General features: G+C 47.3%; 20 protein-coding genes. 17 read left to right on the top strand and 3 right to left on the bottom strand.

What is annotated here, in order from left to right:
* Positions 1-28 precede the first annotated feature (28 nt).
* The 6 genes from PQG66_RS18615 (at position 29) to PQG66_RS18590 (ending at position 12697) form a co-directional block, all read left to right on the top strand.
* Positions 29-3310 carry a glycosyl hydrolase gene (locus PQG66_RS18615; protein WP_272039295.1) on the top strand — a complete coding sequence of 1094 codons (3282 nt, stop codon included), beginning with the start codon at positions 29-31 and terminating at the stop codon, positions 3308-3310.
* A 99-nt stretch (positions 3311-3409) separates the two neighbouring features.
* Complete coding sequence (locus PQG66_RS18610) at positions 3410-4189, top strand: polysaccharide deacetylase family protein (RefSeq protein WP_272039505.1); 780 nt, start codon at positions 3410-3412, stop codon at positions 4187-4189.
* 1 nt (position 4190) lies between these two features.
* On the top strand, positions 4191-6479 hold the full coding sequence (locus PQG66_RS18605) for a glycoside hydrolase family 88/105 protein (protein ID WP_272039292.1): 2289 nt from the start codon (positions 4191-4193) through the stop codon (positions 6477-6479).
* Between the two features lie 188 nt (positions 6480-6667).
* Positions 6668-6901, top strand: coding sequence for an RHS repeat domain-containing protein (locus PQG66_RS18600; RefSeq protein ID WP_272039291.1), 234 nt, complete (start codon positions 6668-6670; stop codon positions 6899-6901).
* A 113-nt stretch (positions 6902-7014) separates the two neighbouring features.
* The gene (locus tag PQG66_RS18595; protein ID WP_272039290.1) at positions 7015-12342 is read left to right on the top strand and encodes a polymorphic toxin-type HINT domain-containing protein; all 5328 of its coding nucleotides are present in this window, start codon (positions 7015-7017) and stop codon (positions 12340-12342) included.
* A 13-nt stretch (positions 12343-12355) separates the two neighbouring features.
* Positions 12356-12697 (top strand): hypothetical protein, encoded by a 342-nt coding sequence (locus PQG66_RS18590; RefSeq protein WP_272039289.1) that lies wholly within the window; start codon positions 12356-12358, stop codon positions 12695-12697.
* A 272-nt stretch (positions 12698-12969) separates the two neighbouring features.
* Here the strand turns inward: PQG66_RS18590 and PQG66_RS18585 are convergent, their stop codons facing one another.
* Positions 12970-13845 (bottom strand): DUF72 domain-containing protein, encoded by an 876-nt coding sequence (locus PQG66_RS18585; RefSeq protein ID WP_272039288.1) that lies wholly within the window; start codon positions 13843-13845, stop codon positions 12970-12972.
* Between the two features lie 259 nt (positions 13846-14104).
* On the opposite strand from PQG66_RS18585, the gene PQG66_RS18580 reads away from it, so the two are divergent.
* The 5 genes from PQG66_RS18580 to PQG66_RS18560 all read left to right on the top strand — a co-directional run bounded on the left by PQG66_RS18580 (position 14105) and on the right by PQG66_RS18560 (position 18153).
* Entirely contained in the window at positions 14105-14842 is a 738-nt protein-coding gene (locus PQG66_RS18580; RefSeq protein ID WP_272039504.1) for a class I SAM-dependent methyltransferase, read from the top strand.
* Positions 14843-14883: 41 nt separating this feature from the next.
* Positions 14884-15879 (top strand): MBL fold metallo-hydrolase, encoded by a 996-nt coding sequence (locus tag PQG66_RS18575; protein WP_272039287.1) that lies wholly within the window; start codon positions 14884-14886, stop codon positions 15877-15879.
* Positions 15880-16113: 234 nt separating this feature from the next.
* A complete protein-coding gene (locus PQG66_RS18570) occupies positions 16114-16440 on the top strand; it encodes a hypothetical protein (RefSeq protein WP_272039286.1) in 327 nt (108 codons plus the stop codon).
* A complete protein-coding gene (locus tag PQG66_RS18565; protein ID WP_272039285.1) occupies positions 16437-17450 on the top strand; it encodes an FAD:protein FMN transferase in 1014 nt (337 codons plus the stop codon). Before PQG66_RS18570 ends, PQG66_RS18565 begins: the two co-directional genes overlap by 4 nt.
* 37 nt (positions 17451-17487) lie before the next feature.
* Positions 17488-18153, top strand: coding sequence for a hypothetical protein (locus PQG66_RS18560; RefSeq protein WP_272039284.1), 666 nt, complete (start codon positions 17488-17490; stop codon positions 18151-18153).
* Between the two features lie 118 nt (positions 18154-18271).
* Here PQG66_RS18560 and PQG66_RS18555 read toward each other — a convergent pair whose 3' ends face one another.
* Together PQG66_RS18555 and PQG66_RS18550 are read right to left on the bottom strand one after the other, a co-directional pair.
* Positions 18272-18751 carry a VanZ family protein gene (locus PQG66_RS18555; RefSeq protein ID WP_272039502.1) on the bottom strand — a complete coding sequence of 160 codons (480 nt, stop codon included), beginning with the start codon at positions 18749-18751 and terminating at the stop codon, positions 18272-18274.
* A 383-nt stretch (positions 18752-19134) separates the two neighbouring features.
* Positions 19135-19701 carry a phosphatidylglycerophosphatase A family protein gene (locus tag PQG66_RS18550; protein WP_442955128.1) on the bottom strand — a complete coding sequence of 189 codons (567 nt, stop codon included), beginning with the start codon at positions 19699-19701 and terminating at the stop codon, positions 19135-19137.
* 321 nt (positions 19702-20022) lie between these two features.
* Here PQG66_RS18550 and PQG66_RS18545 point away from each other — a divergent pair, with 321 nt between their 5' ends.
* From PQG66_RS18545 to PQG66_RS18520, 6 genes are all read left to right on the top strand, one after another.
* Positions 20023-21078 carry a GerMN domain-containing protein gene (locus tag PQG66_RS18545; protein ID WP_272039283.1) on the top strand — a complete coding sequence of 352 codons (1056 nt, stop codon included), beginning with the start codon at positions 20023-20025 and terminating at the stop codon, positions 21076-21078.
* Positions 21079-21210: 132 nt separating this feature from the next.
* Positions 21211-21966, top strand: a complete 756-nt coding sequence (gene rph / locus PQG66_RS18540) for a ribonuclease PH (RefSeq protein WP_272039282.1) — start codon at positions 21211-21213, stop codon at positions 21964-21966.
* A gap of 1 nt (position 21967) precedes the next feature.
* Positions 21968-22591: an XTP/dITP diphosphatase gene (locus PQG66_RS18535; protein WP_272039281.1), complete on the top strand. Its 624-nt coding sequence runs from the start codon at positions 21968-21970 to the stop codon at positions 22589-22591.
* 393 nt (positions 22592-22984) lie between these two features.
* Complete coding sequence (locus tag PQG66_RS18530) at positions 22985-23827, top strand: STM4015 family protein (protein WP_272039280.1); 843 nt, start codon at positions 22985-22987, stop codon at positions 23825-23827.
* A 3-nt stretch (positions 23828-23830) separates the two neighbouring features.
* Positions 23831-25102, top strand: a complete 1272-nt coding sequence (locus tag PQG66_RS18525; RefSeq protein ID WP_272039279.1) for an STM4014 family protein — start codon at positions 23831-23833, stop codon at positions 25100-25102.
* Positions 25095-25880 carry an STM4013/SEN3800 family hydrolase gene (locus PQG66_RS18520; protein WP_272039278.1) on the top strand — a complete coding sequence of 262 codons (786 nt, stop codon included), beginning with the start codon at positions 25095-25097 and terminating at the stop codon, positions 25878-25880. The genes PQG66_RS18525 and PQG66_RS18520 overlap by 8 nt, the downstream gene beginning before the upstream one ends.
* The last annotated feature ends 9 nt before the right edge of the window (positions 25881-25889 follow it).

Here is a 25889-nt window from a genome sequence, read left to right as displayed (position 1 = left end):
GGTTATAACAAACAGGGAGGCAAATGACATGGAGTGGAACCGTAATGCATTTGAACATCCCGGACCACAGTATCGGGTGCATCCCTTTTGGTTTTGGAACGGAGAGATGCAGGAAGAGCAGATCAGACGGCAGATTGCAGAGATGCATGCACAAGGCGTGGGCGGGTTCTTTATCTGCCCCCGTCAAGGTCTGCAAGTTCCCTATCTGTCCGAAGCGTGGTTTGACAAGGTGCGTATCGCTGTTAGCGAAGCCGCCACTCGTGGCATGCAGGTCTGGTTGTATGACGAATATCCATATCCAAGCGGGATGGCTGGGGGAGAGGTGACACTGGATTTTCCGGAAGCGAAGCAGCGTGAACTGATCCATCATCATGTGGTTGCTCGTGGGGGGGAAGTTGCCCAGAAGCAGCTCCCATGGGGGCGTATTCTACTGGCGAAGGCGGTTCGGCGGGATGTACAGGGTAAGCGTGAGTGGCATTCATCCATTGACCTGCGTCGTTTCATCGGTAACATCCAGACGGATCAGGTTTACCAGGAGACGGGGCTCACATCGTATAACCGCAAACGTTTCTTCACGTACCAAACCGCATTTCGCCTGCTATGGGATGTGCCGGAAGGAGATTGGGAGCTCATTGTTTTTCAGGAAAAGGAGATTGAGGACTTTAAGTATTACGGCCATTTTGTGGACCCGTGTCACAGGGAGGCGATGAGCCATTTTATCCAGCTGACTCATGAACGTTATAAGCATGCTGTGGGGGAACATTTTGAGAGCGGTGTAATACAGGGCATGTTCTCGGATGAAATTGCCCCGCTGGGCAGGCTGCCCTGGTCACCGCAGTTGCCACGTTATTTCGGTGAACGCTGTGGTTACAGCCTGCTCGAATCTTTGCCCGCATTGCTATATTCTGATGCGCCGAATGCCGCTGTGATTCGATATGACTATTTTCAGTCGCTGCATCTGTTACTACGGGAATCATATCACAAGCAGGTGCATGACTGGTGTGAAGCGGCAGGTATTCAGTATGCAGCAGAGGTGCCGGGGGTGCGGATGACGACCCAGTTGTACAGCCATATGCCCGGAGGGGATTCGGCACATGAGAAAATGGGCCGTTCGTTGTCATGGATTCTGGAGCGGTATGGTCAGAGACTGCGTGATAATCCGAAAATGGTCAGTTCACTTGCCCGTCAGCTGGGACGGAGCCGTAATATGATTGAATGCTTCCACAGTGTCGGCTGGTCGATGACTTTGCAGGATGCCAAATGGATGATTGACCGAATGGCTGCCATGGGCACTAATTTTTATAACTTTCATGCGTTTTTCTATACCATTGGTGGCCTGACCAAGCATGATGCACCACCCTCCCAGTTTCTACAGAATCCGTACTGGAAGCATTTCAGACAGTTGGGCGATTATACAGGCCGCCTGAGTTACCTCATGAGCTCAGGTACAGCAATGATCCATATCGCCGTGCTTGATCCAACGACCACCTTCTGGAGTCTGATGGGCAACCCGCTGCACGGTTTCGATTATAGCGGCGAGGATGAAGCAGAACGGATGAAGCTGAATCAGCTAATTCAGGACTGGATGCGAATCACGGCTCATCTGCTGCAGCAGCGACGGGATTACGACCACCTTGACCCGGAACTGCTGGCCGAAGCAGATGTGACAAATGGGGTTATTCAGATCGGTGCTGCCTGTTACGAGGTGTTAATTCTGCCACCTATGCTCAATCTGGAGGCCGCTGCCTGGAAACAGATCGAGCGATTGGTTACAGCAGGAGGCACTGTTATTTCGATGGGAATGCTGCCTCATATCGCTATCCAGCCTGGAAGCCCGGCGGGAGAGGAAGCGACTGACTTTTTTGGAACAGCGGATCAAAATGGTCAGTCCGGTGAGAACCGGGGTAACACTTATTTTCTTCCGTACGAGGCGGGAAGCGAAGGCGAGAATGCTCTTCCATTAGAACGACTTTCGCTACTGCTGGAGAAGGTTGTGCCTGAGGTAGTCAGCTGGACCATGGTAGAGGAAAGTACAGCACTGCTAATGCAGATTCGGCAGTTATCTGCCAGAGAATTTATTGTTTTCCTGTCCAATCAGGAGGGAGAATGTTATGAAGGGCAGATGAGGATCAATAGCGAACAGCTTCAGCTGAGGTACAGCGTGGGGGTGTCCAACGACAAAGACAGCGTACTGCTTGTTGAACGTCTAAACCTAGAGACTGGCCAACAGGAGGTAATTCCAACTACATCTCTTGAAGGCCAGTGGTGCATTCCCCTTACGTTAGCGCCATATGAAGCGCATGCGGTCCGGTTCCTTTTGCAATCGAGGGCTGGCTGTAGGTCTCCAGAATGTGAAGATGCAGGAGCTGAAGCGGAAACTACCCATAAAATAGTGCTATCTAGTGAAGGACCTTGGCGGATCAAGGCGGTACAGTCTAATAACTTGCGTATCGGACAGTTTCAAGTACAGGCATCCAATGTGAACGGTGATTTTCTGGAGATACCGCAGACCAGCGTTAAGCCGTTTATTGATCTGACCGCAGCCTTTGCAGCGCAGCACCCACTACCCCTTCAGTTTGAACAAGTATTTGGTACACCGAAAAAGGCTTCCGTAGCCTACCCGATCCAGTGTCGATATACTGCAACGTTTGAGCTGAGGACAGCACTGCCGGAATGTCTGCTGTTCATGGATCGTGCTGCCATTTCGGGAGCATGGACGATGGAAATCAACGGTCATACGGTAACGAGAGAACAATTCATACCAGTTGAAATTACGGATCATACGAATATCGCCTGTAACGTAGCAGAGATGCTCCACAGGGGCCTTAATGAACTAGTTGTTCGAGTGGAGATCACCCGAGATGAGGATGGGATTGTTGATCCACTGTATCTGCGAGGGGAATTCGGGGTTCAATATCATCATGAAGGTGCAGCTTCACTTGTACCTGAACCGCACGTCGCAGAGCGCATCGGACCAGAGCCACTGCCGCTGTATCCCCACTTTGCCGGGGAGATGAGTTATAAACGCATGTTCTGGCTGGACCAAGTCGAGACAGAAGTGCACAGCTTTGAAGTGGAATTCAGGGATTGGTCTGTGCAGGATGTTACAGAGGTGCGGATTAACGGGCACAGTCTCGGTGTGCGCTGTTGGTCTCCATATCGCTGGCAGGGCGAAGGAATCTGGTTGCGACCGGGAGACAACGAGATTGAAGTGTGTGTGACCAATACGTTGATTGGTCTGCTGGAAGGTATGTATTTTGACGGAAAAGAACATCGACTTCAGGACGTCGTGCAGCGACAACCGTGGTGAGGACATAAAAGAAACAGAGGTAGAAACAGAAACAGCAACAAGAAGGAGGGGAAGCAAGTGGGGCATCGTATCCAGTTTGATCGGTATCCGGGTGGAGTGATGAAAGCGGTAACGCTTAGTTACGATGATGGCGTAGTGCATGACAGAAGACTGGTGGATATATGTAATCGTTATGGGTTAAAAGCAACCTTTAATCTCAACTCAGGCTTGCTGGGCAAGGCCGGGCGTATTGAGGCAGAGGAAGTCGCCACATTGTATACAGGTCATGAGGTAGCTGTGCATACGGTTACCCATCCGACATTGCCATATGTGCCGAATGAGCTGCTGGCTGAAGAAATCATGCAGGATCGGGCAGCGCTGGAGCGGCTTTCAGGTTACCCGGTGCGCGGGATGGCCTATCCGAATGGAGGATACGATCGTGCGCTCAGCACCAAGTTGGCGTGGTTGGGTATCGACTATGCGCGTACTGTCGAATCTCACGGACGATTTACCTTACCTGAGCAGCCACTGGAATGGCATCCGACCTGTCACCATAACGATGCATTGTCGTCCTATACCGAGCGTTTTATTCAGCACACCAAAACAGGCACGCCACTCCTGCTCTATATCTGGGGTCACAGCTATGAGTTTAACGACAACGATAATTGGGAGATCATCGAACAGTTCGGTGAGCAGATTGGCGGCAGAGATGATATCTGGTACGCCACCAATGGCGAGATTATCGCATACTGGAGAGCCGTTCAGCGGCTGGAATGCTCGGCAGACAGGTCAATCATTCATAATCCGTCTGCGTTGTCGGTATGGTTTACCGCAGATCAGCAGGTACTTGAGGTCAGAGGTGGGGAGACACTGCGTCTTGGCGAGCGGATTCAAGTATAGAATGGGAAAGGAGCTGAAGACTATTCGGTATTTTCATGAACATGAGGCGATTGCAAACAAGGTCTATCATTTTGATTCCATCCCGGATGTGCTGAAAACAGTGGCCCAGCGATATATTGGCGATCATCCGCAGCACTCCTTCATATTTAGAGCCTGTCACGAGGAGGGCTTCCGTAGATTGGGAGATTACAGGTACGAACTCGATCTGACAGATCGATGCAAGGAAGCGCGAAGCGGTCAGTATGTATACGTGTGGGGCAAGCTGTGGAGCGATGGGCAGGCAACATTCAATACAAGTCTCAACTGTTATAGTCCGGTGATGATCTATGTGAACGGGGAACAGATATTTAAGTCGGAGCTGCTTCAGGAGCTGTTTCCCGAGCGACGAACTCCGATTCCCTTGCAAGTGAAGGAAGGATGGAATGATGTGCTACTCTGTTTTGTGAAAACAGATGTAGGCTTTGGTGGTATTTTTGGTACAGGTTCATTCAAAAATTTCCCGCTGCATTTCCTAACACCCGGCATGGATCGCAAAGGTCAGGAAGGATGGCTCTACTCTGAGCCCGTAGATGAACTGCTATCGATTCTCCCCCGTGATGGCATGACCGAGGAAGAAACAGGACTCATCTGGTATCCCCGCAAGTCATGGAGTGATGAGGAACGAAGTAAGGGAGCATTTGCCAGAATATATGGCACAGCTCAGCCTGCTGTTGCTTATGCATGGTGCAAGCTTGATGTTACCGTGCCGGGGACGGCACCGGTTATTTTGCAGGGTCATCATGAAGGTGCCCTCGCACTCTATCTGGATGGGACAGAAATGTACGCTGCATCGGATAGCCGGAATTTTTGTGTGGAGCTTCCGAGGCGATACGGTACAAGGGATCTCGTCATAAAAGGCCAGTTAGATCAAGCGGACGAGCAGAACTGGGGCTTTACATTGAAGCATCCAGAAGCTGAACAAGGTGAGCAAACTGTTGCTGATGCTGATGGTGATTCGTCGGCTGCTGCAGGATGGAGGTTGAGGCCGGCACGTCCAGTAGCTGGATGCACTGATGTGTGGCTTTACACTGGGCCTTTCATTCCGGGTACGGAGCCTGCTCCAGCAGATATTGCCGTTACGGACACCGTATTTGAAGATGGGACACAGGGTGTCTATTGGCGTGTAGATCTGCCAGCAATGCATGTTCGTCTGTACCTTGAGAATACCCATTATGGGAAATGGAACTATCCCCTTGGGGTCACACTGATGGGTCTGCTCCAGACAGGTCAGGAGCTTGGACGCGAAGATTATATCCAGTATGTGCGCGAGCATATTGGACTAAGTACGGCTTTTGATCAATATGGATTATGGGACCGGACCGTCTATGGTGCAGCAGGCATTAACAATCAGTTGTCGGCCATTGACAGTCTGGATGACTGCGGCTCATTCGGTTCAACCCTGCTGGCAGCGATGGAGCTCGGTGAGATTCGCGGGGGAAGAGAGACAGCAGACCGGATTGCTAACTATATGGCCTATGAGCAGGAACGACTCCAAGATGGCGCATTTTACCGTGTTCGCGGCAGCGGAGAGATGCGGCAGGAGACGATGTGGTGTGATGATCTGTATATGAGCACGCCTTTTCTAATGCGATATGGTCAGTTGACGGGGGATATGTCCTGTTGGGACGATGCAGTGAATCAGTTTCTGATGTTCAAAAAGTATCTGTACCTGCCTGATCAGCAGATCATGTCCCATGTCTATGATTTTGTGCGGGGTAAGGCAACGGGCATTCCGTGGGGACGTGGAAACGGCTGGGTGCTTTTTTCCTTAACCGAGCTATTATCCATTCTCCCGCAGGATCATCTGAAACGGCCAGATCTGCTAACCTTCTATCGGGAAATGTGTGCCGGGGTTCTGGCGATGCAAGGGAAGAATGGGCTGTGGCATCAGGTACTGAATCGTTCAGATTCCTATGAGGAAACCTCCTGCACCGCCATGTTTATCTACGCTTACGCCCGCGGCATTCGTGAAGGCTGGCTGGAGCAGCCGGGGCTTTATCGGGAGGCCGTACGAAAAGGCTGGGAAGGCTTGGCCCGGTTATCTATTGATTACAAAGGCAACATCTATGGTGTCTGTCGCGGGTCAGGTTACTCGTTTACCACCCTCTATTACCGCGATGATCTCGGCTGGAATCTCAATGATACTCACGGTATTGGCATTGTGCTGCTGGCAGGTGTTGAAGCATATAAGATGCATCAGCAGTACAGGGAGAGTTTCAGTCGCGAAGAGAAAGGAATGGAGAAGATATAGTGAAGTTCATATAAAAGGGCTGGAAGACTATTTGAGGTGATAAATTGCCTCGAATGGTCTTTTTTTTAGTACTAATGGATTAATTGTCTAAGAATTATGGATTAAAATACATATTTTTGTAGATTGCCGTCTAATAAATTACTATAATTTAGGAGTTTGCCAATCATATTGATAGAGGAGGAAGTACATTGAACATCAAATCCAGAGCACCGAAATGGAAGAAATGGGCGGGAGCAAGTGTGTTAGTCTTGGGGCTACTGTGTATGGCTTTTCCGGTAGAGGCAGCAGGGAAAACAATCTATGCATATGATGCCAACAATCGGCTAACTTCTGTGACCACAGCTAGTGGGAAGGTATACATATACCAGTATGATACGAACGGGAATCTGTTGAAAATTGTTCAAGATGTAGCCAATCGGTAAACGATGAGGCGTAATCCATAGAGATCAAAGTGTAAACAAGGGACCAACGATCCATGGCGAATCTTTATTAGTCCTGTTTGAAAGAACAACGCATACGAGGAGAGAATGATGATATGAAACGAAGGCTGTCAATTCTGCTTGTTTTCACCTTTTTGGCATCCATATTATTTCCGCCGGAACTTGGCATACAGCGTGCGGTAGCTTCTGCATCGCGTGATACACTGCGGGATACCCGGAGTGTGACAGAAGGTGTTTACAGTGATAGCGCACTGCTCCCATCGTTGGGAAGCACAGTCGATTCCAATGATCTGATTACCATTACAACGGTGTCTGAACGTTTTAAAGTCGAACGGGATTGGGTCATTTTTGAACTTGGCAAAGGCTATAAATTGAATGAAATCTATCAGGGCTTGCTTGCTCAGGAACAAGGAAGTTCCTATGAAGCGTACATACAGGAGAAATATCCAGATGCCCAGGTCTATTCCTTAAAAGATGGTCCAGAAGCTATGACCCATGATATTAAACCTGGTTCACTGGGCCGGGTGGATGAGCCATCCGTCACACAGGTGACTTATGATGATCGTGAGACATCAGAGCCTTCATCGGTGACAGAAGAGGTGTATGCATTACCTCAAGCATTTGCGCTCGCGGCCAACGGGTATGATGATATTGCCTTACAGCGTCAAGCGATCAAATATGATCAGGCTCCTTATGGAATTGGATCAGTGGATGACAGCATATCCACGAGTGACGGCTCACTTAACATTAGTGTGGTAGATCTGGTGATGCCCGGGCCAAACGGTTTTGATTTTACGTTGCGGCGCAAATATGACAGTTCATTGGGTAAAGACCGAATTGATGCAAGGGTTAACCCTGATTTTAAAAATATAACTGAATCGACAGCAGAGGAGCAAAAGTTTCCGATTGGGAAAGGCTGGACCTGGGATCTGCCTTATGTGAAGCATGAAGGTGGTGGAACGTATGTACACATTCCTGGCGTTGGCACATTTGCCGATTCTGAAAGAGGCGGTTTAGCAGGATATCCGTGGGATAATCTGGACTTTGGACCTGTACACTCTGATCTCTACGTTTCAGGGGAAAAAGCACATTATGTTCTAAACGATTACAATACCGGTATTGTTCATTATTTTGATCAGGCTGGTAACATTCTGCAGATGGTTAATCAGTACAATAACACCATTGAATTTTATTACACCACGAATTTCGAATACGGCACCGTACTAAGCTTTGTGATGACCCGGGCTGGGAAGGGGCAGCCAGTTGAGACCATGGATTTCTCATATGGCACGAACGAGGTAAGAGTCTCTTTTAATGATCGGGTCGTTACTTATAAAACACGTAATGTGACGAGCAACAATCGTACTCAGCGCATACTTGATCACGTCATCGATCCAGAAGGTAGAATAACAAAATACGGATATCTTCGTTGGAATGGATTGCTCTTCAATCTGATTGATTCCTTCAAGGATTATACGGGAGAAAATCAGCAGGTCTATTGGGGATGGAATGACTGGCTCGTTTTGGCTTCCATTGAGCATCCAACCAAAGCGATGACACAATACACGTTCGGTGAGACTGTACTGAGAAAGCTGGGTTCAGTGGGCGTTGAAACCCAGCCTCGATATGAGCAACGCAAAGTATTCTACATTACTCCAGAAGGACAGGAAGTAACCAGTCAAATCAATGTGAGTTATAGCGGTGATATTGGCGCGGTATATGGAGAAGACAATACGTTCACGACAACGGTGGAGGACGGCCTGACCCGAACGGACTACAGTTTCAAGAAACAATTTGTCGCATTTAACAAACCGGACGTGATCTATAACACCCAAATCAACGCCCGTGCCATAGAAGGTGATCAACAGCGGGTTACATCCTACATGTATAATGAGTCCGCTTATCGGAGTGTGCCAACCAGGATTGAAGAACGATCGTACGATACAGGCGGGGGGTCCAGTGCAGCGGTGACGTCACTCCAATATAATGATTGGGGGCAGGTCATCTCCCAAACGAATCCCCTTGGAGCTACGGTTAATTCCACCTACGAAATGAAGTTTTTAAGCGGGTATGACTTATCTCCAGTCATTGTCCTTACTCAAAGGACTGAAACAGGCGGTAATAATCAACTAGCAACAACCAATTATAGTTACGATTCAGTTACCGGATCATTGACACAGTCTGTTATAAGGGACAGTGAAGGTAATCTTCTGCAACAGACGGATTATCAATACGATGACTTCGGCAACCCGGTTGTGTACCAACTGAAGGGGGATACAGCAGATACGATCGTTCGACAGCAGTTCGGTTACAAGTCTATGTTGCCTACCCAGCAGGAGGTTCAGGTAACGGATGCTGCAGGGAATAATTCGACAATTACGCTGCAAGCAGGTTACAACTCCTTTGGGGAGATGAGCAGTTATACCGATGGCAATCAGAATATAACGACCACAAGCTATGACAAGCTGGGACGGATCATTTCGGAGGAGAATCCGGATGGAACCATGACGACCTTGTCTTACGATGATGTGAATAATACCATAACGGTAACGAAACCTGATCTTGGACAAACGATATATCGTTTTGATCCGCTGGGCAGGTTAGCCAGCGAAACAGATGAACGAGGCAGCACGACGTATACGTACGATGCGTATGGCCGAATGATCGCCCAGACGGATGCAGTAGGACAAACGATGACCTATTCCTATGATGCATTCAATCGAATTGTTCGTCAGCAGGATGGAACGTCCACTACCGAAATGACTTATGATGATACTTCGCGAACGGTGACCATTACCGATGGGGAAAACAACCGGATTCGCGAGACCTACAATGAGATGGGGCAAGTGATCAAAAAGGAAGAACTTAAGGCCGGCGACAGCGTAGTTTTGGCCGCGTACACGTATGACAGCGTAGGCAATGTCACCTCCGTCACTGACGGGAATGGTAACGTGACCACCAGCGACTATGATGCTTTGTCCCGTCTCGTCTCAGTAACGGATGCAGAGGATAAAAAGACAAGTTATACGTACAACCTCGGTGGTGATCTGACTCAAGTAACCTATGCAGATGGTAAGATCATGCATAAACGTTATGATGAAATTGGCCGTTTGCTCGTACAAACCGATCCTTTGGGGCAAGTCACGACATATACGTATGATGCGAATGGCAATGTCACGAAGATGTTGGACCGCAAAGGGCAAGAACGCACCTATGTATACAACAGCCGGAACTTCCTGATGGAAAACCAGGCCAGTGACGGAACGATCTCTTACACCTATGATGCCATGGGCCGGAGAACAAGCATGACCGATGCTATCGGAAGCACCCAATATCAGTACACACCAGTCGGTGAGTTGGAGAAAATGACGTACCCGGATGGAGCAACGTTAACACTCGGTTACGATGCACGAGGCGCGCGTACACGTCAGAGCTTCCAGCAAGGAAGTTATACGCTCAACCTGGATATGACATATCAAGGGGCCGCTGTACTTCCGGCATCGCTGAGCTTAACAAGTGGAAGTGAGACACCCCTTGGAAGCTTCACCTATACGTACCGAGGTAACAATAGTCTGGCACAAAAAAGTACAGAGTCGGGTTGGAATGAAGTCTATACCTACGATGGCCTGAACCTGAATGGACTCACCCATACGTTTAATGGGACAAACGGTCCGAGTTACAGCTATGCATATGATAACAACCGGAATATCACCAGCAAAACGGATCAGGGAATCGCCTCTCAATTCACCTATGACAAACTGAACCGGATTCAAACGTCCAGCCAGTATAATGAAACGTACACCTATGATGTGCGGGATAATCGGAGCAGTCTGGAGAGTGAACGAGAGTGGAGTCCGCCTGCATCAGCATCCTATACTTACGATGCCCGTAACCAATTGACGGGAGCCGTGGTTAACGACCAGAGTGTAAGCTACCGTTACAATGGAGACGGTCTGATGACCGAGCGTAGCACAGGAGGTCAGACCACCCGTTATTACTATGATGATCGTGGATTGCTGCTGGCGGAAGGCACGGTAAATAGCGAGGGAGCGGTGCAGATCACGACTGGATATGTCTACGATGCTGCTGGCAAACTGACTGCCCGGCAGATCGCTGGAGAAAACCAGCTCCAGTCCTACGTAACCAACGGCCACGGGGATGTCACCGAAATTCGGGACGCATCCGGTAACATATTGAATCGATATACGTATGACATTTGGGGCAATCCGGAAACGACAGAGGAAACAGTGCCGAACGCTCTGCGTTATGCCGGTGAGTATTGGGATGACGTAACTGAACTTCAGTACCTAAGAGCGCGTTGGTATGATCCTAGTGTTGGGCGGTTCATCAGTGAGGATACGTATGAAGGGGAATTGACGAATCCTCTGAGTCAGAATCTTTATACGTATGTGCATAATAATCCGTTGATTTATGTGGACCCTAGTGGGAACAAAATCGTGTTTCTCCAAAATCAATATGATTATCTGGAAAGACTATGGTATGAAGGAAATCCAGGACAACGAAAGTGGGCAAGAGCCCAATTAGATGCACAGATGGCTTATTATGATACTGAAACAAAGAAACTGGTTGCAGGCTGTTTTGATTGTGCATCTGAAGACGACAGTGTTGTATACGATCTTGGTGGAGGAATACCAGGAATAGCGAAAGTGGTAGTGAAGCAAACGATAAAATTTGCAGGAAAAAAACTGATTAAAAAAGCTGCAAAGGATTGCAATTGTTTCACAGCGGGAACCCAAGTGTTAACAGACAAAGGTGAGAAGAATATCGAAGACATTGAAGTCGGAGATAAGGTTCTCGCCAAGGATGATGAAACTGGTGAGATGGCTTACAAGGAAGTTGAATGGCTCTTCCAACGCGATGTTGAAGAAACGTATAATATTACTGTTGGTGGCGAAGTCATAACGACGACTGATGAGCATCCGTATTGGATTGTCGGCAAAGGCTGGGTGGAAGCACGAAACCTTGTGGTGGGGAATGTCCTGTTAACCTCGGACAATAAGGAATTGATCATTGAGAATATTGAGGTTAAGAAAGAACATAAGACTGTCTATAATTTTATGGTAAAGGATTATCATTCGTATTTTGTATCTAACCATAGAGTTTGGACGCATAATTCATGTCTACCTGATTCTCGTTGGATTAAACGAGACACCTATCAAGAGTTAAAAAAACTAGGTCTTAATGAGCAATTTAATCGTGCAATGAAAAAAGGTCTTGCAAATACTCGCTCGAATGATAACGGTATTATCTTCCTTTCTAAAAATGAGCAACTGAGCCATAAAGGAAACTTGTACACGTATAAGTTAAAAGTAGCGAAGGCTCCTAATCATGTAAGGGTATATGGTAGAGTGGATGATAAAGGTAATTTAGTGTTTGATTATATTACAAGTGGGAAGAAGTAATGGGAGGTAAAAAGTGAATCTATTAGAACTTGAGAAAGCTTTTAATAATGCTTATATTTTTGAAGATGTTAAAAAAAAATCAATCAAATTATTTGAAGAATTATTATTAAACAGTGATTCAAATTTTTTGAAAGAAGAGGAGCAGAAATTAACAAATAACATGAAGCTAAAAGATTATGTTATTCGTTATAAGTGCACAGAGCTATATATTAATAACCACGATCGGATTTATCCATTTTTTAGAGTTTGTCTTGAACTACTTCATCCAGAGACAGAAATTCAACAGTACTATTATGATGTTGAGTATACAGTTGATGGTGAATTTTCAGATGAGTATTTTGGGAAGTATAGATAAACATTGTATTCTTTCTGGTAATTAGACCTTGGGGCAGCAATCCTCGAGGTCTTTCTTTTACCCTCGCACCCAGTGCCGAATGAATCGGGGGACTAAGACAAGATGAACTATACGCTCACGATCCCCGTATGAGTTATACTCTCAAGTTTCAATACCCCCGTGTAAATCATACTTGAATCGAGAGGGAGATAATTAAATTAATTACTCCCTCTCTACCCATTTAACGTTAGGATATTGAATTATCCTTCGAAGATAATCTTTGTATAAAATATCTAAAATAGCTCCAGCTGCTCCGGCCCTTCTTCTTTTTCAGGCTCAGTGCGGTCAGGGAAAGGTGTGACAGGCTGGCCAAGCAGCTCCATCATCATGTGTGCATTGGCGGCGGCGTCTCCGGCGGAGTTGTTGTTAAAAATAACAAATACATCTTCACTCTGCTCCTGCAGTTGTTCCAGATAACCCTTCCATTCGAGTAGTTCCTGTTCGTTGTATCGGTACAGATAACGTGTCTCACGCCAGTTTGGTGCACCGTTTTGCTGCCAGCCGGATACATTTCGTCCATGCATACGAACCAGCGTCATCTGGTAATCTGTTGCGATCGGCACAATAGGAATAGAGCCTGGCCCTGCCTGGGGTTCATCACAGACGCTGTGAATCCATCCTTGTTCCCTAAGAAAATGAAGCGTGCGTTCACGCATGCTGTCTTCATACCAGCTTTGGTGGCGGAATTCAATGGCACACGGAATGCCTTCCATACGGAGCTTCACTTCCCGCAGTTCATTCACATTGTCCCGGCTGCATTCAAACCAGGGTGGGAATTGAAACAAGGCCGCTTGCATTTTGCCAGCCTCCATGACAGGCTCCAGTGATTCCCGAAACGCTTTGTACATCTCGGACGTGCTGTTAAAGTACGGCTTGCCACGCAGATGTCCGGTCATTCCTTGGTAAGCTTTCACGATAAATGAAAACGACTCGGGTGTCTCCGCGACCCAGCGGGCCATCCGGTCCCGGGGCTGCACGGCATAGAAGGAGCTGTCTACCTCTACCGTAGAGTAATATTGTCCGTACAGACTGAGCTTGTCCTTTGCTTTGGTACGGTTTGGATAGAGGTCATCATGATCACCCCATCCGGTGAGTCCAATACGAATCATAAGAACACCTCCTGTTATTTATATTTAACCGATTCGCAGGGGTGTGACATGTGTAACATTATATCGTGCGTGTTGGAGGCATTCAATGAGGCGGTAGACGGCTATTTTGAGTTTCCGACATAAAACGTTACAATAACTTGAAATGACCTAATCTCAGCCCCATACAAGCGTAGTGATTAAGATTAATCCACTGGTGTATCCAGCAGATCAACGTAGGGGCGTAGATGGGCTGATGACAATATGGAGGGCGAAAAGCTTCATGACCGCATGGTACGAAGAGAGTTTTGGAGAAGATTATCTGCTTGTATATAAACATCGGGATGTACACGGTGCGTATGAGGAAGTACATAAAATGATTAATTGGCTCAAGCTCCGAGAGGGGGCGGAAGTGCTGGATCTTTGTTGTGGCATGGGCAGGCATTCTCTTGCGCTTGCAGACGCCGGGTTACAGGTGACAGGAGTTGACTTGTCAGATGTACTTCTTAAGGAAGCTCGGGAACTGGATACCGAACATCGGGTTAGGTGGGTTCATGCCGATATGCGCAAACCTCCATTGGAGGGCGGATTTGATGCGGTCGTTAACTTGTTCACGTCATTTGGATACTTTCCACAGGATGTGGAGCAGTTAAAAGTGCTGCGTGCCATCCATGACCTTTTAAGGCCGGGAGGCCAGTTTATTATTGATTTTATCAATACAGCTTACGTGAAGAAACACTTGGTTCCGCACTCGGCTCGGGAGGATGAGGGGCAGCGGATTGAGGAATTTCGTAGAATTCAGGATGGTTTTGTGCAAAAGGAGATTCGGATCACAGACATCGCAGCTGGGGCTGAACCGCGCATCTATAAGGAAAGTGTCAAGCTCTATTCCCGCAAGCAGCTTAGCGACATGATTCAGGAAGCAGGGCTTCAGGTGGATCAGGTTCATGGTGGTTACGATGAAGAGGAATATGATGAACAGACTTCGCCACGCATGATTTTTGTAGGACATCGTCTGTAAAGGTGAACGATTGGTCGGTTACATATATAGGAGGGGTGACGATGAAACGCACACGAGCTGAACAATTAACTATGCCAGAAGGCATGCATCGTATACAGATTACGATGTCTTTTCCGCTGCGATGGGTGAATAGCTATATTTTAACCGAACCAGATGGCAAGGTGACCCTTGTTGATCCCGGCCCTCGAACAGCAGAGACAGAGCAGGAATGGCGTGACGCACTAGAGGGACTTGGCTTGACATTACAAGACATTCACCAAATTGTATTAACCCATCATCATCCAGACCATCTCGGATTGTCTGGATGGATGCAGCAGATGAGCGGTGTACCCGTGTTGATGTCGGCGCGCTCCCAGGAGGAAGCGGATTATATGTGGGGACCTGGAGCGATCATAGCTGAAAGGTTACCTGAGTATTATCGTACACATGGGATGCCGGAGTATAAGACGGTTGAAATTAAAGAACATATGCATACGTTTATTTCACAGATTACCCCGCTTCCAGAGGTAACACACATTGCGGATGGTGATCAGCTGCAGATGGGAGGCAAAACGTGGATCGCTGTGGAGACGGGGGGACATGCTCCGGGGCATCTGTCGTTCTATGCACCTGAATCCAGGGAAATATTGTGCGGAGATGCGGTGTTGCCACAGATTTCACCTAATGTCAGCTTGCAGCCGGGGAGCGATCCGGAGCCGTTACTGTCCTACATGGATGGTTTGACTCGTTTGAATAAGTTGACGGTGGAGCGAGCCTATCCGGGGCACCGAAATCCATTTACCCGTTTTACAGAGCGTACAGCGGAACTGCTTGCTCACCATGAAGAACGTCTGGCGAAGCTGAGTGAACGTCTGCAGGATAGTCCCGCTCATGCGTACGATATATGTTTGCACCTGTTTGGTGAACGGCTAGGAACCCACCAGCTGCGTTTTGCAATGAGTGAGACGCTGGCACACTTGCAGGAACTCATCCGGCGTGACTTGGCGAGACAAGTGCAGCAGCCGGACGGCATTATTTATTTTCAATATCATCAGTAGAATTGAAGTGAACAAGAACTTTCTTTTTTTGGGAAAATACCATGCGTTTACGAATATGAATAATCAAACGGATTATTACCAGGAGTGAGGATGCCAGTGTATCCTTGCTCTTTTTTTTATAATCACGATCTATTCCAAAGCTTTAGCCGCTATTAACGGTATATTCATCTTCTTTTAAGCCAGCCTGCCTAAGATATAACTATATAAATTCGTAATAGAAAGCAGGGATGAGCGATGGCAAGACGTAAACGGAACGAGTGGCGGAGATGGCAGGCTTCAGCGGCAGCTACATTGACCGTGGCTGCGCTCTTTCAATATGTAAGAACTTCGGATGCTTTTGATATTGCTTATGCATCAGCGAATAAAGCAGATTCAGGAGTGGTAGTCTCTACGCAGACGGATTCATCCCGAGCGTTACCAGATGAGCACGTGAATCGTGAACGTTTGGATTCTCCGAGTCAGCAGTCGGCACAAAAGGAGAAGATCAAAGACTCCGGGACTAACCATAACCATAATAAAAATAACAACAACAATAGTAAGTCACATAAGGGTGCATCATGAGTCGTACAGAGCAGGTTTCTCGTGCACTTCATTTCGAGTTTCGTGCCATGAACACGAACATTGACGTTCAACTCTGTGCAGACAGAGAACAAGCGGAACACGCGGCAACTCTCGTGAAAAGCTGGTTTGAAATGCAGGAGCAGCGCTTCAGTCGTTTTGTAGTGGACAGTGAACTGAACCGTCTGAACCATAGTAGAGGGTGGATGCCTGTGTCGGCAGCGATGGATGAAGTACTTAGTCTGGCTTACGGATATATTGGGCAGACAGAGGGCATTTTTCAGCCAGGCATCTCCAAAGCCCTTCGTTTGTCGAAGAGAGCATCTCATCGGCCATTGCTGGATCGTCTGATCGGTGCAAGAAAAATGGACGCGGCTAACGCAGAGCAAGAAACCTTGGACTACAGTCGGCCCACCTGGATACAACGAGAGGGCAGTCGAATGGTTCATCTGGACCCGGGAACGGAGATTGATCTCGGAGGAATTGTGAAGGGATGGGCTGTCGAACGAGTTGCAGACTGGCTTCAGCAGAAGATGAAGATTGATGCGGGAATGATTAACGCAGGCGGGGATATCCAGGTATGGGGAACGGCCGATCATCCATTTTGGAGGATTGAGGTGACCAGCCCTATTCCACACAAGCAGGACCTTTCCGGAGAAGTTCGGATACGGAATGGAGCTGTTGCCACATCTGGCATTTCTCCGAAGCAGGCGGAGTGTGACCATAGAGGTACAGTCCATCATTTAATTGATCCCCGGACCATGGAACCAGCGGACACAGACATTTTGCAATGTACGGTGGTTGGGAAGCATACCTCTCAGTGCGAGATTATTGCCAAAACGGTATGTATCTTGGGCAGTGTTGAGGCCGTAAAATGGCTCAATCGTCATTATGACAGGCACGACGTACTCTGGATTACTAAAGAGGGTCAAATTTATTTTAGAGGCAATACAGCGACACTTGCGGAATGCTGGCTCGGGTTCGACCCGGATCATCGTTTCAGTCTGATATAGAAGGTAAACAAGTCTAACACATGGGGGGCAGCCGGTTATGGCACAGTGGATCGTAGATTACCTGCCGACGTGGAATATCATTGGAATCAGCGGTGTTGTGGCCTATTTTCTTCTTTTTGTAGGCGTATTTCTGGGTGTTGCTCGAAGGATACCGATGGCAAAGGGCGAACCCAGAGCCGTCATGCTCCAGTGGCGTACACGGATAATCTGGCCTGCCTTTGGGGTTGGAATGATACATCTACTCACGCTATATCTAGATCATTATAGTTCATTCACTTGGCGTGAGCTGTTAATTCCTTTCACCGCCTCGGTCCATCGGATTAGCCTTGGACTTGGAACATTAGCCTTCTACGGCCTGTTGATTGTATTGTTTTCCAGTGATCTTCGCAACAAGCTGGGGCGGAAATGGTGTTCCACGTTCCGGGTGCTATCGTACCCGACGTTCGCTGGTTTGTTGATTCATGGCATGCTTACGGAAAGTGGTTCAGGGAACGTTATCATGCGTTTGATGTATGTATTTACTGGGCTCAGCGTCATAGGCATCACCATATTGTGCGGTCTGATGAGGGAACACAAAGGACCCCAGATCACGATTGGACCCAAACGGTCCGCATCCGAATCGATGACGCATCACAAATGGAATGAAGTCTATGGGCTGGTTGGAACTGCGAAACTGCGAGACAAGACCATCCCAAATGAATAGAATCAGATGCGAAAAGCGGCCGGCATAGGCCGCTTTTTGTAATAAGTTTTTAATATAGCTGATTGGGAAATGTATTTCTCTTTTTAGTAGGCATCGGTATGCTAAAAAAAGAAGCGAATCACACCGAGGGAATTCTTGGCTTGATTCGCTTATTGTATTTATTTATAATCATGTTTTTTTCTATAAAATAATAAGCAGCATACCCTATTGTGCTACCTATCATGTTAGAGAGCACATCGTCTACATCTGCAATACCAAGGCAAGTCACCAACTGCAATGTTTCAATACTAACAATGACGCCCAATGAAATGAGCATGGTTTTAATGTAAGAAGGTTTTTTTAATAGTAAGGGTAATAAAAAGCCTAATGGTACAAATATCAATATGTTTCCAATTAAAAATAGAGTGATTACCCCGAAACCTGGATCACGAATGTAAGAAGAAACCGATGCAGTAATGGACTGGAATGGTTCTAGTGAAATGTTCCATATACCATACAATTCTCTTTGCAGAAGTACATCCTCCATTCTCTTTTGAACAGCCTCGAAACTTCCAAAAAATTTTACTACCACAAAATTAAGCAGACAAAGAAGATAGATCGTAAATATAGTAATGATAAACTTTTTAATGTGATTCTCAACTCCACTTTACTGATTTAAATATTTGCCATTCATTTCTTGATATAGAAACGTTACGAGTAGCAGGGAAGTTGTTATAGATTTTCTAAGTCCTTAAGGATAGAAAAGAGATCCTATACATTTTTGTAGCGATGCCACTGTCACCTTTAATCAATATAGATCTGAACGTCAACAACATGTAATTGTAGTCTTCATTGAGGTTGATTGAAGTTAAACCTATTGAAGAATAGGAAAAAGCTTGTCCCAGTTGTGGGCAAGCTTTTGTGTTGAGTTTACTGATGTGTATAGTAGAGGAACTTATGTTGATCTTTTAATAGTAAACGAACTTCACAAAATCAACATCACTACATTTTATCGTCACTGACAGGCTTCTCTCCCATCGCCTCTTCCAGCTCGGACTGCTTGCGGTGGGCAATTCGGCTGCTGGCAGCAGATGCGATAGCACCTACAATATCATCAAGGAATGTGTGCACAGGTCCATGGCTTTTGTCATTTAACCGTTCGAGTACCCCGGGTTTCAGCTTGTCCACATATCCATAATTCGTGAATCCGATGCTGCCATATACATTCACAATCGAAAAGGCCAGAATTTCGTCCACGCCATACAAACCTTCATCATTTTCAATCATCTCTTGCAGGGGAGAGAGCAATTGTCCCTTTTCTGCTAACAGATCAAGCTGAATGCCGGTCAGGACAGCATTCTGCACTTCGCGTTTTTTCAGAACCATCTCGACATTTTCGATGCATTCCTCCATTGTCAGTCCAGGATAATACTTTTTCTGCAGAAGCATAACCAGTTCTGCGATCTCAGGGATCGTCACGCCCCGTTTATGCAACCATTCCCTCGTGGCTTCCGCAACTTTGCGGCTATTCAGACTATAAGGGATTTTCTCTTGCTCCAGATGTTCCATGGGCGATTCCTCCTCTGATGTTAATATAAATTGAACGAAGAGATTTACACGGGAACACTCCGATGACAGAATAACCTTCCAATCGCTGTTATCCCCAGGTTTTTCTGTCCTCTCCGTTAACGTGTAAAAAAATCGTTCAATTTATATAGCAATGCGTTTATTACCTACATACGTCATTAACCCAATTGCGTTGCTTTTATGTTTGTAACCTATGAACAGGTCTACTCCAGTAAAGGCTTGTGTAAAAAGTAGTTATTTTTTGATCAAAGGCTCGTATACATGGTAGTACAAACTGTAAAAATGATGAGGGGGAACGTGATCATGAGAAAGATTCCATCTTTACGTAAGGCATCAGCCGCCGCTTTATTGAGTATTCCTGTCGTTCTGACTGGTTGCGGTATGTTTGGTGCCCAATCTTCAGAAGCTATTGATCCGCCGCCACGTATCCAGGAAGCCGCTATGATTCAAGCGGCCGAAGGTAATGGAAAGCTTCCATCTCTTCCACTCACAACCGTATATCTGCAAGACCAACAGGGAATGCTTGCCCCAGTTTCGCTAACACTTCCGTCTGGAACGGATGTAAGCAGCCCCAAGACCGCTTTGGATACGTTAGTAACAGGCGGAGCCTATGCTGGAATGTTACCTGAAGGTTTTAAGGGTGTATTGCCACAAGGTACGATTGTGCAGAATGTAACGATACACGCAGACGATAAGCTGGCTGTTGTTGAGTTCACGGGTAACTTTGCCAAATATGATGCCAAAGATGAGCGTAAAATGCTGGAAGCGGTGACGTGGACATTGACAGGTACACCAGACGTCAAAAATGTACAGATCTGGGTCGATGGCAAAAAGTTAAGCCAAATGCCTGTGAACAGTACTCCTCTGCCCGAACCGCTGAATCGTGCGGTAGGTATTAATCTGGATCTGGGCGAATCCTTTACCACGAACAGTAGCCCAGTAACGGTTTATTTTTCAGCCGCATCCCCTGCTGGTGTACAGTACTATGTTCCCGTAACACGACTTGTAACGCCAGGTGAAGACCGTGTTCAGGCGGCATTACATGAGTTAATCAAAGGCCCGGCTAAAGATGGCGAGCTGGAAGAAGTGATGACAGGTGGAACGGAATTGCAGTCTGTTAAAACATCTAAGGATGGAACAGTGACGGTTGCATTGAAGGATGACATGTTTACAGAAGGGGATATTGTACCTAGTGAATTGTTGCAGTCCGTTGTTCTGACAACTGCGGAGAATACACCGGGTCAAGATGCCAAGGTGCAGATTGAATGGAATGGACAGAAAACGGTCAAAGGTGATGATAACCGCGATTACAGCGCACCAGTGTCCAAGCCGGAGTATATTAATGAAATTCCAATCTGATGGAGAATCGAAGAGACCTGAGGGTGCTTTTCAGGAAACTCTTTGGTAAAATATAAAAGATTGTTGCTTGATTGTTGCATGAGTGAACAAGTTCAACATTACAGGATGCTTAAGTCGTAGGAGGCAGAAAATATGAGATCTAACGGACGAACTAGCGAGCAGCTGCGCCCGATGAATTTAACAATTAACACGAATAAATACGCCGAGGGCTCTGTATTGATTGAAGTCGGTGATACAAAGGTAATTTGTACGGCTACGGTGGAGGAACGTGTACCACCTTTCATGAAAGGACAAGGCAAAGGTTGGGTTACAGCGGAATACTCTATGCTTCCTCGGGCGACGCATACTCGGAACCAGCGTGAAGCGAATCGGGGTAAGTTGACCGGCCGTACGATGGAGATCCAGCGACTGATCGGCCGTGCTCTACGTTCGGTCGTGAATCTGCAGGCGCTTGGTGAGCGTACGATTACGCTGGACTGTGATGTCATTCAGGCAGATGGGGGCACACGTACAACCTCCATTACGGGTTCATTTGTTGCTCTGGCACTCGCAGTGAACAAGATTGCCCAGCAACACAAGCTGCAGGTGTTCCCGATTACAGACTTCCTTGCTTCCGTAAGTGTAGGCGTTGTGGGAGAACAGCCGGTGCTGGATCTGAACTATGATGAGGACTCCAAAGCGAAGGTGGACATGAATCTGGTGATGACCGGTAGCGGCAAATATGTAGAGCTTCAGGGAACAGGTGAAGAAGCGCCATTCGACCGCCGTGAATTGAACGCGATGCTGGAGCTTGGTGAGCAGGGGATTTTGCAAATGATCGAGCGCCAAAAAGAAGTTCTCGGACCGATTGCACTCAAAATAGGCTCGCGCGGATTGGGTGAGGCGTAACATGAGTCTGGATAGTCCAGTTATCATTGTCGCTACCCGGAATGCGGGGAAAGTACGGGAATTCGCTCATGCCTTTGCTCCACTGGGAAAAGAGGTCAAAAGCATGTTCGACTATCCGGAGCTCCCGGATGTCGTAGAAGACGGCGTGACCTTTGCCGAGAATGCATGGAAAAAAGCAAAAGTTGTTGGTGATGCCCTCGGGCTTCCTGTTCTGGCAGATGATTCAGGACTTTGTGTGGAGTTGCTGAATGGTGAGCCGGGAGTTTATTCCGCAAGATACGCAGGTGAAGGGGCAACCGACGCACAGAACAATGCGAAGCTGCTAGATGCACTTTCAGCGCTCAAATCCGGTGAGGATTCCCAACAGCCACTGCTCAGTCCGGCAAAGTTTGTCTGTGCATTGGTACTGTATGATCCGGCAAGTGGAGACAAGTATGAGGTTGAAGGTGCGGCTGAGGGCTGGATTACAGCTGATGCGGCGGGTGAAGGCGGCTTCGGATACGACCCTCTCTTTTATGTGCCGGAATACGAGAAGACAATGGCTGAACTTACGCTAGAACAAAAGCAGGCCATCAGTCATCGGGGGCATGCGCTGCGAGCGCTTGTTTCCCGTTTAAAAGGATAGAAAATTAAGATTAGCATATCGGTATAAGCTCATCTGAGTATCAATTCTTGACCTTATCGTGTGAAGCAAACAAGAGGGACAGCTAAGGCATATAGGACGTTAATGGAAATGCGGTATTCATTCCTGTGGAAGAGGATACCATTCCGTTAGCGTCTTTTTATATGCGTTATGAGTTCTGCGTGTGAGTTCCTTCGATGTACCTATTTAATATTCATGTATATGGCATTTAATAATAGGAACGTATGTTCTTTTTCCTATGTAGATGAAGAGGTGGTTTGCACGATTAGGAAGGGCTTTGGGACTAGGGTTGGAAGATGTTGCAAGTTATGCTGAGTATCGGTTAACATTCAAATTAGTGAATTGATGATTGAACCTTATACAGGAGGGATATGCATGCAAGAAGTGAAGCTGGTTGTATCGTACGATGACTATGAAGAAGGGATTCGAATGGAGGCACTCCTTCAAGATTTGGCAGCGAAGCCAGAAGCGGCAGAGCTGGAAAGTCTGATCATTGGAGATTGGGGACAAGCCTATGAAAATTCTCCGCAGGAGTTCAAGGATACATTGATCAAACTGGCTCCAAGTTTCCCGGCGTTGAAACAACTTTTTATCGGAGACATGGAGTCCGAAGAATGTGAAGTTTCCTGGATTATTCAGACGAATCTCGCACCAATTCTGCAAGCATTCCCTAATCTGACCTCGTTCGTGATCAAAGGGAGTAGCGGATTGGAAATCGAACCACTTCAGCACAGCAAGCTGGAAGAATTGATTATCATCTGTGGTGGCTTGCCTAAGGACGTGTTGTCTTCCATTGCCACCGCTAAGTTGCCTGAATTGCGCAAGCTCGAACTGTATCTGGGTGTTGAAGATTACGGATTCGATGGTGCTTTGGAAGACGTGTTGCCTTTGCTTGAAAAAGGGCGCTTCCCTAAATTGGAGTATTTAGGTTTGAAAAACAGCGAAATTCAAGATGAGATTGCAAAGGCAGTTGCCGATGCACCCATCCTGGATCAAATTCAAGTGTTGGATCTCTCGGAAGGCACATTATCCGATGAGGGCGCGGAGGCGTTACTAACAAGCGACAAAGTTAAAAAGTTAAAACATCTGAACCTGAGCTATCACTACATGACGGACAAAATGATGCAGCGCTGGAAGCAGTCAGGTCTATCTGTGGATATTAGTGACCAGCAGGAAAGTGATGAAGACGACTGGCGTTTTCCAATGTTGACGGAATAACCGATGTTGGATGAACAGCCATTGTTGTTAATTGGGAATCCGGGGAATCGACGAACGACAGGGCTGCAAGAAGCTAGAAAACGAATGGGCATGAGACCTGCAATTGTGTTGCCATATGAGAAGCTGCTCCGTACCTGGAGACAGGGAGGCACTCTGGCTGATATTGTGAAGTTAAACCTACAGAATCTGCTTATTCGGATCGATGCTCCAGGGGAAGATTGGAATGTTGAACGAGAACTGTTATATCTCGGAGCAGCAGACTACCATGACGCAGCGGGGAATACAGCATTGAATCTCAACGGATCAACGCTGTTCATGCCCAATGATCTATCAGCTGAATCGCAAAAGGTAGGTTCTGAGATGTACTCTGCTGAGGCAGCTCTCACATTGGAACAGCAGTGGGGGAGGATCTATGCACCTGCCCAATGGTTTCGAGGTTGGAAAAAGTTCCTTGTACGGATTGGACGTGAAGCGCGTACAGTATGGCCCGACGTTCTCTTCTGGAATGATCCTGCTGAGATTGCCGTGATGTTTGATAAAAGATTATGTCAGTTGCATCTGGCACAACGTGGGATACAGGTACCGCCCATATTGCCGTCGTCTGAACCTGTTGACTGCTGGGAGATTTTGCGTTCAGCGATGAATGTCTCGCGAATGCATCGGGTATTTGTCAAACTTGCTTATGGCTCGGCTGCCTCGGGCATTGTCGCTTATCAGGTTAATCCACGGACAGGCGAGGAGATAGCCGTGACAACCGTGGGTATGGAGACCTCCCAGGGACGAACTGTTTTTTATAACGAGGGGAAACTCCGAACGTATACCCGTCATACTGAGATTCGTACGTTGATGGACTGGCTTTGTGCTGAAGGTGCACAGATTGAACGATGGATGCCCAAAGCAGCGTTGCATCAACGCGTGTATGACATTCGTCAACTCATTGCAGCGGGAGAGGCAGGTCATTCGGTTATGCGTCTTAGCCGCACACCGATCACCAATCTTCATCTGCGTAATGAGCGGATGCTGCCAGCTGAAGCGGGGCTGGATGAGTCAAGGATGTCGATGATTCAGCAGGCAGCACTGGATACAATGAAGGCGTTCCCTGACTCATGGTCGGCAGGCATTGATGTAATGCTTACCAGCGGTATGAATCCTCGGGCATACGTGCTGGATGTGAATCCGTTCGGGGATTTGTTATACCGAGTTAAACATCAAGAGTTGACCCCCTATGAATGGGAAATGGAGCTTTTGCGAAAGGAGCCTGTTAGACATGCCTGATATGAACACCATTGTGGGCTCCCATAACATATTAATGATTACACTGGATACGCTGCGATATGACGTTGCCAAGCTGGAGGAGCCGCATTGCCCTAATCTGTGTGGCTCTGGATCATGGGAGAAACGGCATACCCCGGGGAGCTTTACATATGCTGCACATCATGCTTTTTTCGGCGGTTTCATGCCTACACCTGCAAATACAGACAAGTCATCTCACATTCGATTATTTCATTCTCGAAATACCGGACTTAAAACGCATCCGCATACCTGGTTGTTTGACACTCCGGATATCGTTTCCGGATTTGCCGCCGAGGGGTATCGTACGATTTGCATCGGCGGTGTCATTTTTTTTACAAAGAAGAATCCGCTGGCCAAAGTGCTGCCTGGTTATTTTCAGCAAAGTTATTGGCGAATGAATTTTGGGGTCACCAATCCAAGGTCGACAGAGCATCAGGTGAACCATGCCTTGAAGCTGCTGAACAAGACGGCCCCTGATGAGAAACTATTTCTTTTCATGAACGTTTCAGCCATTCACGGCCCCAATCGTTACTTTGTTGAGGGAGCACGAGAGGACTCGGTGGAGACGCAGCGCGCAGCATTACGATATGTGGACAAGGCGTTAGGCCCATTGTTTGAAGCCATGAGAGCGCGAGAACGTCCAACATTCTGCCTGGCTTTTTCGGATCATGGCACCGCTTATGGTGAGGACGGGTATCATGGTCACCGCCTCGCACACGACGTCGTTTGGACTGTACCTTACCGTGAATTTATATTATAAGGAGGAAGC

The organism is Paenibacillus sp. JJ-100 (assembly GCF_948329825.1).
Taxonomy (GTDB): Bacteria; Bacillota; Bacilli; order Paenibacillales; family Paenibacillaceae; genus Paenibacillus.
This window is presented reverse-complemented; position numbering and strand designations above follow the sequence as displayed.